This window comes from Paenibacillus sp. J31R122, from assembly GCF_056269185.1.
This window is the reverse complement of record NZ_JBWDNM010000011.1, coordinates 36176-50564: the sequence shown is the minus strand read 5'-3', so window position 1 is coordinate 50564 and position 14389 is coordinate 36176. Positions and strand designations below refer to the sequence as shown.

Annotated in this window: 11 protein-coding genes; all 11 read left to right on the top strand. The window is 38.1% G+C overall.

From position 1 onward, the window contains the following. Positions 1-40 precede the first annotated feature (40 nt). The 11 genes from AC0YN7_RS18495 to AC0YN7_RS18445 all read left to right on the top strand — a co-directional run bounded on the left by AC0YN7_RS18495 (position 41) and on the right by AC0YN7_RS18445 (position 14339). Complete coding sequence (locus AC0YN7_RS18495; protein ID WP_475811667.1) at positions 41-1207, top strand: aminotransferase class I/II-fold pyridoxal phosphate-dependent enzyme; 1167 nt, start codon at positions 41-43, stop codon at positions 1205-1207. A 59-nt stretch (positions 1208-1266) separates the two neighbouring features. Continuing rightward, a complete protein-coding gene (locus AC0YN7_RS18490; protein ID WP_475811494.1) occupies positions 1267-2031 on the top strand; it encodes a methionyl-tRNA formyltransferase in 765 nt (254 codons plus the stop codon). Positions 2032-2152: 121 nt separating this feature from the next. Beyond that, positions 2153-3340 carry a nucleotidyltransferase domain-containing protein gene (locus tag AC0YN7_RS18485; protein ID WP_475811493.1) on the top strand — a complete coding sequence of 396 codons (1188 nt, stop codon included), beginning with the start codon at positions 2153-2155 and terminating at the stop codon, positions 3338-3340. A gap of 29 nt (positions 3341-3369) precedes the next feature. Continuing rightward, the gene (locus AC0YN7_RS18480; protein ID WP_475811492.1) at positions 3370-4563 is read left to right on the top strand and encodes a glycosyltransferase; all 1194 of its coding nucleotides are present in this window, start codon (positions 3370-3372) and stop codon (positions 4561-4563) included. A 19-nt stretch (positions 4564-4582) separates the two neighbouring features. Further along, positions 4583-5635, top strand: a complete 1053-nt coding sequence (locus AC0YN7_RS18475) for a glycosyltransferase (protein ID WP_475811491.1) — start codon at positions 4583-4585, stop codon at positions 5633-5635. After that, on the top strand, positions 5632-6789 hold the full coding sequence (locus AC0YN7_RS18470; protein ID WP_475811490.1) for a polysaccharide pyruvyl transferase family protein: 1158 nt from the start codon (positions 5632-5634) through the stop codon (positions 6787-6789). Before AC0YN7_RS18475 ends, AC0YN7_RS18470 begins: the two co-directional genes overlap by 4 nt. A 9-nt stretch (positions 6790-6798) precedes the next feature. Then, positions 6799-7992 (top strand): glycosyltransferase, encoded by a 1194-nt coding sequence (locus AC0YN7_RS18465; protein WP_475811489.1) that lies wholly within the window; start codon positions 6799-6801, stop codon positions 7990-7992. A 10-nt stretch (positions 7993-8002) separates the two neighbouring features. Next, a complete protein-coding gene (locus AC0YN7_RS18460) occupies positions 8003-9184 on the top strand; it encodes a glycosyltransferase (protein WP_475811488.1) in 1182 nt (393 codons plus the stop codon). 5 nt (positions 9185-9189) lie between these two features. Next, positions 9190-10389 (top strand): glycoside hydrolase family 88 protein, encoded by a 1200-nt coding sequence (locus tag AC0YN7_RS18455; RefSeq protein WP_475811487.1) that lies wholly within the window; start codon positions 9190-9192, stop codon positions 10387-10389. A 23-nt stretch (positions 10390-10412) separates the two neighbouring features. After that, the gene (locus AC0YN7_RS18450) at positions 10413-11993 is read left to right on the top strand and encodes a lipopolysaccharide biosynthesis protein (protein ID WP_475811486.1); all 1581 of its coding nucleotides are present in this window, start codon (positions 10413-10415) and stop codon (positions 11991-11993) included. A 48-nt stretch (positions 11994-12041) separates the two neighbouring features. Then, on the top strand, positions 12042-14339 hold the full coding sequence (locus AC0YN7_RS18445) for a right-handed parallel beta-helix repeat-containing protein (protein WP_475811485.1): 2298 nt from the start codon (positions 12042-12044) through the stop codon (positions 14337-14339). Positions 14340-14389 lie beyond the last annotated feature (50 nt).

Below are 14389 nucleotides of genomic sequence, written 5' to 3'. Positions count from 1 at the left end.
ATTTTTAAGAAGGATGTGAATTGTTGTGTCGGTAAATGAGATGAAAAAAATATATTTATCCCCACCACATATGAGTGGAAATGAGAGGAAGTTCATTGACGAAGCTTTTGATACAAATTGGATTGCGCCTCTAGGTCCACACATAGACGCTTTCGAAAAAGAGTTTGCTAAGTACCTCGGAGTAACAGATGCAGCAGCAGTCAGCTCAGGAACAGCAGCGATCCATTTAGCTCTTCAGTTATTGGGTGTAGGGAAAGGAGATAAGGTATTCTGCTCAAGTCTCACATTTGTCGCCAGTGCCAACCCCATTAGCTATTTGGGAGCAGAGCCGATATTTATTGATTCTGAGCCTGAAACGTGGAATATGTCACCACATGCATTAAAGGATGCATTAGAGGATGCGGCAATTGAAGGACGATTGCCTAAAGCAATAATTGTCGTTCATTTGTACGGACAAAGTGCAAAAATGACTGAAATTATTTCACTCTGCAATCAATATGAAATACCAGTTATAGAAGATGCAGCTGAAGCTCTTGGTTCCACATACAGAGGGAAATCAAGTGGGTCTTTGGGGAAATTTGGGGTCTATTCATTTAACGGAAACAAAATAATAACTACCTCTGGCGGAGGTATGCTTGTGTCTGATGATGCTGAGCTATTAAGAAAAGCACGGTTTCTAGCTACCCAAGCAAGGGATCCAGCACCCCATTATCAACACAGTAGTGTGGGCTTCAACTACCGAATGAGCAATGTGCTTGCTGGCATCGGCAGAGCACAATTAGAGGTTTTAAATGATCGTGTTCAAGCTAGGAGAACTGTATTTGAGAATTATCAGGAAGCATTTTCGGGTTTGAAAGGTGTTCATTTTATGCCTGAATTGGAGTATACCAGGTCCAATCGGTGGCTCACAGCATTAACAATCGATGAGCAGGAAACAGGCATATCGGTCTCCCGATTGCTGGATGCGTTAGCAGAGAAAAATATTGAAGCTCGACCAGTTTGGAAGCCGCTTCATATGCAGCCCTTATTCGAAGGTAGTAGGTTCTATGCCCATACATTAGAAGAGCCTGTGTGCGAAAGGTTATTTAAGAATGGTATTTGTCTGCCCTCAGGCTCGAGTTTGACGATAATCGATCAGGTTAGAGTAATCGATTGTATCAGCGAATTCTTTGACAAGCAAGCAATTAAAAGGATCGAAACTGTATAAATCAAGTTGAATGATTAGCTGAAAATAGAGGGAATTTGAACCTATGGAGGGGAAGTTTTTTGAAAGTATTATTTATGGGAAGGAAAAGATACGCTGCAGAAATGTTGGAATGGACCTTTAAAAAAGGCATTGACATAGTTGGTGTAGTTACTGACTCTCATTTTGTTAACTCTCCAACTGCTAAAAAAGCTGAATCTCTGGGTATACCAATAATGTCGCTGGAAGAAGCTGAAGTCCATTTTCAAAATAATTGTGAATTTGCGGATTTGGTGGTGTCCTATTTATTTTGGAAAAAAATTAAAAGCCCGCTAATCGATAATCCAAAGTATGGGTGTATAAATTTTCATCCTGCGTTATTGCCGGATTGGAGAGGGACAGCTGGTTATAATATAGCGATTCTTAATAAATTGCAAGAATGGGGCGCGACAGCTCATTATGTTGATACATCAATAGATACTGGGCCTTTAATTAAGATATATAAATTTAATTTTGATTATAGAGAAGAAACAGCGTACTCTTTGGAAGAAAAAACCCAAAATATACAACAGGATTTGTATAAGAGTGTTCTTTTAGATGTGATTGAAAAGGGAAGACTTGAGTCTATCATGCAAACTAAAGAACAAGGTACTTACATATCAAGAGAACAGATGGAAGCGATGAAAAGGATAGATGTTGATAATGATGATATAGATCTAAAAATTAGAGCTTTTTGGTTTCCTCCTTACACGGGTGCCTATCTCGAGATAAACGGAGAAAAATATACACTTGTAAATGATGAATTGTTAAAGAGATTAGCAAGAAATGGGGAAACATCTAATGCTTAAATATATAGAATGCTAATTGACAGAAAATTAGATAGGTGTTAATCTGTACATGTGTTCGTTTTATAGAACAACATATATAATATTTGTTCGTTATTGGCTAATTAGCAAGAGGGAGAAATTCATGAATAACAACGTCACTCTCCATACGGGAGACCTATCTGATGAATTACGTCTGTTACTTGGGCTTCTTGCGATGGACCAGGGGATAAAGCACAACTTTGAAATCCAGGAACTACTCCGTGAAACGGACTGGGACCGGTTTATAGAGCTGGCAAGGCATCATCGAGTGTTCCCGCCAATAAATCGCAGATTGCAAGAAATGAAACCAATAGAGGTTCCAACATTTGTGACCCAAATGTTTCAACGTGATTATTATCGAAATACAATACAAATGCTGGCTTTAAGCGGTGAGATGGAACAAATTACAAAGGTATTCTCTGAGCAAGGCATACGCTCACTTTTTCTGAAAGGACCAGTTATTGCTGCTGACTTATATGGTGATGTGTCATTGCGGACTTCTTGTGATCTGGATTTTCTTATTCCGATTCAGGATCTCGAAAAGGCTGAAGAACTGCTCATAGCACATGGTTATGTAAAGGATGACTACATCGTATCGATACTGAACGATTGGAAATGGAGACATCATCATATAACCTTCTATCATTCAAGTAAAGGGATAAAGGTTGAGGTCCATTGGAGATTGAACCCAGCTCCATCGAAGGAACCTAATTTCAATGATTTATGGGAACGTAAGAGAAAGAGTTCCCTAATTAACCGCCCAATCTATTATTTGGGAAGGGAAGATTTATTTCTATTCCTTGTTTCTCACGGAGCGCGCCATGGATGGTCCAGGATTCGTTGGTTGCTGGATATTAAACAATTGGTGAATCAACAAATCGATTGGCCCAAACTGATAGTTTTACTCAAGAAACATGATTATACAAATGTTGGCGGGCAAGCTCTTTTTCTAGCGGCACGGCTACTATCGGTGCCACTAAGGGAAGAGATGATGCCATTGCTTACAGGGAGGAAAACACAGTGGTTAGCGGAGGATGCCATATTTTATGTGCAAAGGATGGTCAATTTACATACTCCACCGCTACCACAGGATGTTAAGAAGTACCATAGCCGCTATTTATTCTCTCTACTCACACTTCGTCAAAAAATGATATTTATTGCAAGTTTTTTCTTCCCGTATCCAGAGGACGCTGAAACACTCCCGCTGCCGAAGCCACTTCATTTTCTATATTTTCCGTTACGACCATTCTTGTGGGCTTGGAGAAAAATTAGAAAGAATGCTATAGCCTAATACATTCAATCATTAATTAGGAGAACAAGATGAAAAACGTATTAATCGCTTCCTATGATATGGAGGTCGGTGGTGTTGAACGTAGCTTAGCCGGTATGTTGGACGAATTTGATTATACTAGGTACTCAGTAGACTTAATGCTCTATAGGCATAAAGGCGATTTCATGAGTTTGCTGAATGACAGTGCGAATCTGCTTGGTGAAATTCCTCAATATGCATCATTTCGTAAATCAATCGGCGAGACGCTTAAAGAGAAGCAGCTTCAAATAGGAATCTGTCGAGCTATTTCTAAAATTCATGCTTATATGATTGGCAAGATAAAGAGAATATCGGAATCAGGGTATATTCAGCAGCAACTGATGTGGGAATATGCACTACCGTTCCTCCCAGCTGTAGAACGTGAATATGATGTAGCAATTAGCTATTTGTGGCCGCATTATTTTGTAGCAGACAAAGTTAAGGCAAGTAGAAAGGTAGCATGGATACATACGGACTATTCTACGGTGGAGACTAATGTGGAACTTGATCTGAAGATGTGGAATAAATTCGACTACATCATTGCCGTATCCGATGCATGTAGAAATTCGTTTCTCGAGAAATATGAGTCACTAAGAAATAAGGTAGTCGTAATAGAAAATATTGTGTCGCCTGAGTTCATTAGAACGATGGCGAATGTAGAAATAGCTAGTAATCCGATGACCAGTGACACCAGGTTCAAGCTGTTGACGGTCGGTAGATTGTCTCACGCCAAGGGAATTGACAATGCGGTAAAGGCATTCAAGTTGTTGATAGATAAGGGATATGACGATATTGTTTGGTACATCGTAGGATATGGCGGCGACGAAACGCTGATTCAGCAGTTAATTGCTGAGCATCAACTAGAAGGACAGTTTATTCTGCTTGGAAAACAAACTAATCCTTATCCATTTATAAAAGCCTGTGACATGTATATACAGCCATCTAGGTACGAAGGTAAAGCTGTCACAGTGACGGAAGCAAAAATACTAGGCAAACCGATTATGATTACAAACTATGCTACTGCTCAAAGCCAGGTTATGAATAAAATCGATGGTTATATAACGGAACTATCTATCGAGGGTATTGCTGCTGGTGTAGAAACATTGTACAACAACCAAGAGCTTAGAGAGCGCATCGCCAATAACTGTGCCAATATTGATTATGGCAACAGTGCTGAATTAAATAAACTTTATGAGCTCTTGTGAGAGAAAGGGAGTGGAGTTGATGAGCGTAAAGGTTAGTGTAATCGTCCCTGTGTACAATGCGGAACGATTTATAGGCGAATGCATCGAATCTCTTCTCGCCCAGACTCTTCAAGATTGCGAATTTATTTTTGTGAATGACGGATCTACGGACAGCAGCAGATCTATCATCGAGCAATATCAATACAATGATAAGAGAATTACATTAATTAATCAGGTGAATAAGGGCGTGAGTACTGCGCGAAATGAAGGCTTACGTGTGGCATTAGGACAATATATAGCCTTTGTCGATGCTGATGATTATATTGATACAGACATGTACGAACGACTATATGATACTGCTGTTGCAGGAGAATGTGATGTCGTCCTGTCTAACTTCGAAAGCGAGATTGAAGGCAATCGAATCGTTACGAGTTATCCATTTCCAATCGGAACTGTCCTGACAACAAATTATATCCAACAAGAAATACTGCCGATTTTCTTAAGAAGCGAGCAATTAAATACGGTATGCAATAAAATCTATCTTAACAAAATCATCCAGGAGCATGCCGTTCTGTTTCCAGATCAAGTAGCACTTGGAGAAGACGGAATGTTTAACATGACATTGTTCAGTCATGTGAGGAAGATGAAATACATAGACTACACCGGGTATCACTATCGGGACGTGAGTGGCAGTGCTACCAGAAATATAGCTGAAAAGGATTATTTCCTTAGAGCGCTAGAGGTCTTTCTATCAGAGCCACCAACTCATTATTCTGATTTGTTGAACATAGCGACAATCAGACATCTCAAATCTATTAAGCTTATTCATAGTGTAATGGCTTATATTCACATCTATTTGGCTCCTTCATCTGGAATGAGAATTTATAAGCAACTTAGCTATGTAAAACACATGGTGAACAACAAGGAAGTAAGAGGAGCATTACCTCTGTATATCAATGAAATGGGCGCCAATCTGGGGAGATACCAGAAATTAATAGTTGCTCTGATTAGAAGGAAGTCGGTAGTTGGCTTATATTGCGCCACAACCTATAGCAGATTCAGAAATAAGAGACAGTGGGGGAAAGTAGCATGAAGATTATGATGTTTGCCCATGGAGGAAGCCTCAACAGAGGATGTGAGGCGATTGTTCGTTCTTCGTCATCGATTCTAAAAGAACGTATAAAGGGTGCAAAAGTATATTTGGCTTCTGAAAAACCAGAAACAGATACAATTATAACAAAACTAGACGGAATTTATGATGGTTCACCAATTACGTTAAGGAAGTTTTCTTATCACTGGTTCGTATCTTCACTAAAAGTAAAACTGTTTAAAGATGAATCTTACGCGCTAGGGAGAATTCATCGCAATATTATTAATAATATAAAAGATATGGACGTCTGCCTCTCCATTGGGGGAGATAATTATTGTTATGGTGAGCAGCCGAGCTGGTATGAGATCGACAAGCGAGTTAAGGCACAAGGGAAGAAGCTCGTTCTCTGGGGCTGCTCCATAGGAGAGGAAGATATGTCTCAGAGAAAATTGGAGGATCTGCAATTATTCGATTTAATATTATCAAGGGAGTCACTTACTTACAACATGCTTGTAAGTAAAGGTCTTCGAAATGTCAAATTATGTGCTGATCCTGCATTTACGATGGAGAAGGAAGAGCTGGATCTGCCGCAGGGCTGGCAGGATGGGAACACAATAGGAGTTAATTTTAGTCCATTGGTGTTAAAACGAAATGAGCAGTCTCGAGCTGCAGTTAGTGAGTTAATTCAATATATATTAGATACGACAAACATGACGATTGCCCTTACCCCGCATGTCTTCGATCAAGGAAATAACGATTATGAAATACTAACGGAATTTTATGAGGCCTTCAAGAAAACGGGAAGAATCATCCTATTAGAGGATCAATTGACAGCTATCCAGTATAAAGGTTACATAGCAAAAATGAGATTTTTTGTAGGTGCCAGAACCCATGCGACGATAGCAGCTTATTCCAGTTACGTTCCTACTATGGTTTTAGGATATAGCGTGAAATCCAAGGGAATAGCAAAAGATATTTTCGGTGAAGAAAAGCTGGTTCTTGGGATAGAAGAAATATCGAATAGCAGCAAGCTAATCGGGAAATTTGATGAAATGATTTGTGATGAGGCGGAGATAAGGAAGCAATTAAAGCAATCAATTCCAAAAATAAAGAAGATGTCATACAAAGCGGTTGAGTATATAAAAGGCTTAGGTTAAGAGGGACATATGAAAAAAAACTTATTGTTTGTAATGCCTAGTTTATCAGCTGGCGGAGGAGAGCGTAGTTTAGTCAACTTACTTTCCCAAATAGACTATAACCAATACAATGTAGATCTGTTTCTGTTAAATCGTGAAGGTATCTTTATGGATCTTATCCCTAATCAAGTCCACATCTTGCCAGTCTCAGATAATTATACTCGGTTTTCGCTGCCACTAGGTAGATCACTACAACAACTTATGTTAAGTGGTAATGCTTTTCTTGCTTATAACAGAGTCATGTTTAGCATGAAAAACAGGATATCCAGAAATGTTGGAATTAGAGAGCAGATTAGCTGGAAACATGTTGCCTTCTCGATGATTAAGATTGATAAACAATACGATGCTGCAATAGGTTTTTTAGAAAAAACATCAATATATTTTTGCGTCGAAAAGGTAAATGCCCACAAAAAAATTGGATGGATTCATAACGACTATGACAAATTAGGAATGGACCCTTACTTTGATCATAATTATTTCAAAAAGTTGGATCATATAGTCACGGTTTCTGAAGAATGTTCAAATATTTTAAAAAGAAGATTCCCAGATCAGAATCATAAAGTGAATGTAATCTACAATATAGTATCACCAACTGTCATCAAGCATTTGGCTAATAAGGACCTCAAGGATGTATTCGATCGTAGAGAAGATGAGATAGTAATACTTTCAGTCGGACGGTTAAATGTTCAGAAAGGATTCGAATTAGCTATTAAAGCCTGTAAATTATTGGTTGATCGTGGATTTAAGTTTCAGTGGAACGTTGTTGGCGAAGGTGAAGAGAGAGCAAAATTAACGGAATTAATTAAGAATAATGGATTAGAAAATCATTTCAAGCTATTAGGATTGAAAACAAATCCTTATCCCTACATCATGCAAGCTGATATTTATGCGCAAACTTCTAAATTTGAAGGAAAGTCTATTGCTATCGATGAGGCTAAGATACTTAATAAACCTATCTTAGTTACAAACTTCAGTACAGCTAGGGATCAAATTATTGATGGAACCGAAGGGTTGATTGTCGATATGGACTCAGAATCCATTGCTGCAGGAATAGGGAAATTAATTGATGATTCTCGGACTAGGCACAAAATGGCGGAATATTTATCGCGATTACAATTAGGTACAGAATCAGAAATAGAGAAGTTGTATAAACTTCTCGGGTAGGCGGGCAATCATGAAGAAAAAAATATTATTTATTATGAATAATTTAAATTGTGGTGGTGCTGAGAAATCACTGCTTTCACTATTTCAAACTATGGACTATTCCAGATATGAAGTGGACTTGTACTTATTCAAGCACGAGGGGATGTTTTTTAACCAACTACCTAAAGAAGTGAATGTTTTGGATGAGCCCTTGCAGTATGTCTATTTTGATATGCCGATACGTAAAGCCATTATTGATTGTCTGAAAAAAGGAAAGTTCAGCTTGGCATTATCAAGACTTTGTGCCGGGTACATCTTTTATACTGAAAAAAACCCGGCAAGATGCGAACAGAGGGTTTGGAAGTATCTGAAGAAAGCACTTCCTGATATTGAAAAAAAATATGATGCAGCGATAGGATATCTGGAGAAAAACCCTGTTTATTTTGGTGTAGAAAAGGTCCATGCAGTAAAAAAAATAGGGTTTATTCATAATGATTATAATAAGTTAAGAATGGATTCAGACATTGATTTTAAATATTTCGAGCAACTTGATCATATTGTCACGGTATCAGATGCGTGTGGAGAAGTACTCGAGAAAAAATTTCCAGATTTTAAAGATAAAGTAGTAGTTGTTCATAATATTGTATCTCCAGCAATGATACATAAGATGTCATTAGAGCATGTTACTTTAAACCTGGGTAAAAGTACAAAGATTGTATCGATAGGGCGCTTGAATTACCAGAAAGGGTTTGAACTCGCCATTGAAGCATGTAGAAATCTGATTGATGATGGTTACGATATAAAATGGTATGTGATAGGAGAAGGTGAAGAACGGAGCAAGTTGGAACAGATGATTGAACAATACAAAGTCCAAGAACATTTCATTTTGATGGGTTTGAAAGAAAACCCCTATCCATATCTAAGAGAAGCTGATATATATGTTCAACCATCTCGATTTGAAGGTAAATCGATTTCGATTGATGAGGCTATGATATTAAATAAACCCATCATTGTAACTAATTTTAGTACTGCTAAAGATCAGATTAAACATCTACTGAATGGCATGATCGTTGACATGAATGCCAAGTCGCTAGCGGAAGGAATTGAACAAGTAATAAAGGAGGATGAATTAAGAAAAGCTTTAGTCGAACAGCTCTCCAAAGAAGATTTGGGAACGGAATCGGAGATCGAAAAGTTTTATGCGCTGATCTAAGTGTAATGGGAGGGATTGTATTGGTTGAGGCTATTGTTGCCGTATTCTTCATATTAACAATCATCGTTTTTATAATAGATATATGGCCAATCAGTAAGGATTGGTTAAGCCGGATACATATAGGGAGATATAAGGATAAACAGAATTGGAACCAATCTATCACACAAATCGGCGTCAAATGGTTAAATCATACTCCAAAAGTTAAGGTGACTGATAATACCAGACTAGTTGCCATTGACATGCTTAAGGGTAATTATTCCAAAAATACCATACAACATTGGCAAGAAGCATCATTAATTATGGGCCTTTCAGAGTATTTAAAACAACATGACGATAACGAGCTAAGAAAAGGAATTAAGCAGTTTCTTAAATCAAAGTTCGATCAGAGTGGACAGTGGTCAGTTATGCCTGCGCATGTAGATGCTGCCATTCTAGCTTACGCTGTTATGAAGCTAGAGGAGGTTGACACAGAAGCTTACAAGCCTGCCTTTGATAGCATCTGGGAATTAATTAAATCCCACATTGGTGAGGATGGTACTGTATTATATCGGAAAACGATGAAAAACTATCGTTATGTGGATACAATTGGATTTATTTGTCCGTTTTTGATTGCTTACGGAATAAGATACAACAAAGATGAATGTGTGCAATTAGCAGTGACTCAACTGAAAGAATATGATCGCTGCGGCATGCTGGAGAAGCATTATATTCCAAGTCATGCTTATCAGCTGAATAATACGATGCCACTGGGCTTATACGGGTGGGGTAGAGGGTTAGGCTGGTTCGCGATTGGTTTAATGGATGGATGGCGGGAATTGCCAAACGAACATCAATTGAAGCCGATACTAGAGGGATTTATTAAGAAATTCGCAAATGCTGCACTGGCCTTCCAGGGAATTAACGGCAATTGGAATTGGACCGTCACTCGTAATGAGTCAAGGCCGGATTCGTCAACGACAGCAATACTCGGTTGGTTTCTACAGCAAGCATCCAAAATAGATGGACTCACGGAAGAATGTAACAAAGGTGCGGATCGAGCTATCGGATATTTAATGAAGGTGACAAGAAGAAATGGGGCTGTTGATTTCTCACAGGGAGATACAAAGGACATTGGTGTATATTCGATGCTGTTTAATATACTCCCTTTCACGCAAGGCTTTTGTATTCGGATAGTTAATGCCCACAACAATTCAAAGGTTGTGTAGTATTACTTAGATAGGGGAATAAAATGAGAGTTAGAAACTCATTACTGAATATCTCGGTTGGATTGGGTAATCAAATTATTATTATAGTACTAAGTTTTGTTTCGAGAACTATGTTTATCAATAGCCTTGGTATCGAATATTTAGGTATTAATGCATTGTTCACCAGTATTTTAGCTATGCTGTCTTTAGCAGAAGCAGGCATAGGATCCAGTATTATATACAATCTTTATAAACCGGTGGCTGAACAAGATCAACCCAAAATTTTGGCACTAATGAAGTTATACAAAACAGCTTATCTTATTATAGCAGGAGTTGTGATGTTACTTGGATTAGGCCTCCTTCCTTTTCTTGATTTATTTATCAAGGATTCAAGCGTTAATAACGTCACTTTAATTTATTTGCTATTCCTTGTAAATACAGCTGCTCCATATTTGTTTGTGTATAAGAACTCATTCTTGAATGTAAATCAGAAAAATTATATTGTAACAGGCGTGTTTTCTGTATCCTCTATCATTTCGACTTGTGTGAAAATTGCTATCTTATATTTTACTGAAAGTTATATTTTGTATCTTATAGTAGAGAGTATAATCACTATTACGACATCAATTCTATTAGCAATATTGGTGGATAGAATGTATCCATTCTTGAAGCAGAAAAAAATGATCAAGCTTGACCCCGAAACGAAAGCTAGTTTTATCAAGAACATGAAAGCCATAATGATTCAAAACGTAGGGAATTATTTTATATTCGGTGTGGAGAGCATTCTCATTTCTTCATTTATCAGTGTTGTAGCAGTCGGTCTGTATTCCAATTACAAAATGCTAATCGATATTTGTCGTACATTGGTTAATCAAGTATCCTCGAATATGTCTCACAGTGTTGGTAATTTGGTTGCTAAGGAAAGCCCGGAAACGGTTTATCGTGTATATAAAGTAATGATGTTCCTTAATTTTTGGCTGTATTCGCTCCTTGGTATCATACTTTATTTATTAGTCGAACCGTTTATTAAGATATGGATTGGATCCGAATATGTAATGGGCCAAGTTGTATTGTTCTTGCTTGTCCTCACATTCTACGAAAGAGGCATGCGTAATGCGATAAGCACGGTCAAAACGACAGGTGGTATATTCCACGAGGATCGATTTGCTCCATTATGTCAGGCAGTAATAAATCTTGGCGTGTCTTTAGTTTTCGTTAAATACATGGGTATTAAAGGGATTTTTGTTGGAGTGCTGATCAGTGCACTAGCAATACCTTTCTGGTTAACTCCGTTTTTGGTCTATAAAAAGGTGTTTCATCAACCAGTACGTCACTATTATAAGCTCTACTTATACTATACCGTAATTGGAATAATGGCTTGCGTAGCAGCAGTCACTGTTTGCTCCTTTGTTCCGGCTAGCAATTTTGGATGGCTAATTCTCCAAAGTATCATTTGTTTTGTAGTAGTGAATCTTATCTATGCGGCTTTGTTTTATCGTACAGAGGAATTTAAATATTTACTTGGTATTGCACAAATGCTTCTTAATAAAATACCAAATTTGCAAACTATTATTGAAAAAGTGTTTAACCGTAAGAGAAAGCTAGAAACTAGCGGAAATAAGTAACGTCTGACTGACAAGCCTCATATGTTGAAATAAAAAGAGGTGAGGCAAATGGCGCAAACAGAAGGGACTTACCTTATTGAGCTCGACCGTTTTGGAATAAGTAATAACAGTACTAATGCAGTCCAATCGACTCAAGGTATTAATGATGCTATCTTATGGGCAAAGTCTCAGGGCTACAATCATGTGATCCTGCCTACGGGTAACTATTTGGTGAGGATGAACCCCTCTACTATGGTGGCAATCGAGATGCAGAGTGGTATGCATCTCGAGTTAGCACAGGGATGTAACATGCAAATGGAGGCGAATTCATCTCCGAATTATACCATAATTAATATGAAAGGCATTAAGAACGCGAAGCTCTCAGGTGGAAGAATAATAGGTGACAAAAAGACGCACAGTTATGAAATGTACGTAAAGTTCGTAAGAGGTGGCGTAAATACTGATGGCTCACTTAATAATAATCCAAACTGGATCCGTAGCGAGGTTATTGATCGCTATGAGAACCCAGGGCTTCTATCCAACTTTAGGTTATGGAGTATACCCAACGTAATTGCAAGCAATTTTAATTTCTATCAGTATAAAGACACTGTGACTAAAGCTACCCTTGTCGGATACCGTAATAACGGAATATTTACGCCAGCTAGCACTGCTGGTAGAGGTTGGTTCGCTAGCATCACGGATAGCAACAAGATGATATTTACGATCCAGCTTAACTCCCCATTAACTGATCAACAGATTGGGGGGATTCTGGCAAAGGTCGATAATTCTTATTACACCCATGAAAGTGGTTATGGCGTTGGATTGTTTGGTTCTAATTATATTGAGATCAGTGAGATTGAGATTTTAGATTGTATAGGAGACGGTATTTTAACAGGATGGGAGCAATATCATATTGACCCTATGTCGTATACACAAGATCAGATGGGTCAGCATATTCGAATTCATGATTGTCACATTCATCATTGTCGAAGACAAGGAATATCCCTATGTGCTTCAAATGATACGCATGTTTATCGAAATAAAATTCACCATATAGGCTACGATGATGATGGTGTAACAACCAATTTTCGCAATGGCACCCCTCCAATGTTCGGTATTGATATTGAATCGATGTATAGTGAAACGAATATTCCAATTAAGACACCAGAACGTCCAGATGGGATTGAACTTAACTATAGAATCCACATATCTGATAATCACATCTATAACAATGTACGTGGACATTTAGTTAATGCAGATGGCACTCAAATTGTGTTAGAAAGTAATACTTTTGAAGGATACAACGTCGGAGGCGTGAATTCCAATCCAAATTTTAAAGATGTCAAATTTCTTAACAATACCTTTATTGGTTGTGAGCTATGGGTACAAGGTGACAATTTCGTTAACGGTGCGGTCTTTCTAAAAGGTAATTTGAGAATATCGGATGCAAGAGGTTCTGTCGTTCAAAATTGTCAGATTAAGGATGGAATGTTATATGGATCAAGTATGTACGGATACTTCGGAATGCCAACTGTTAATACTGCTACAGGAACATTCACTTATAAGTCACCGCATAGTATGGGAAATGGCGCCCAAGTTATCTTTGAGCAATGGTTAGGTAAAGTACCCACTGGTATCAGCATTGACAAGCTATATTATACTGTAAATGTAACATCGTTAGGCTTTCAAGTATCGGAAACTAAAGGAGGAGCACCGGTAACCATTAATGACGTGGGTCAACCTGGGTTTAATATTAGCAGATCCAGTCATGGAAGATGCTACCTATACAATATTACGGTGGAAAGGGAATGGCGCTCCGATAATACATTAACACGTAATTTCAGCCTAATGGCCGCAGGTGCAGTGCTAAAAAATATCTTAGTTAAAAATTACGATGTGTCAGTATTGGTGCCCCAAGACTATGTCGGACCACCGATCAGCATAGAAGGCTTAACCTTAATCGAAGGATCTGCAAGGTTTGAGGGTTGTAATATTAGTAATAGTGAATTTATAAGAGTGAAGACAGGGTTGATGGGTGCAAGTGATATTCAGCTTGGATCCAATGATCCTAAGTATTATAGAACCGTTATATTACGTAACAGCTTGCTGCAAAACCTAGGTCTCTTCATGGATGGAAACGCATTAGTAAATGGATGTACGATTATAAACGCTTCAATTGGGAAAGGCGATAATACAAATAAAACCCTCGTTGTACAGTCCTATCTAGAAAATACAAAAGTTAATTTACATTGGTTGCGAAAAGAGCAATCTGTTACGATTGCCAAAAGTGTGTTTAAAGGGGTAACCATTACAGGTACTGCACCGTATGTGAGGTTGGTTGAAAATACAGATATAAGTAACCAATAATTTAAATAACAAATACATCCTTGTGGTTTGTTGTAAACTGCAAGGATTTT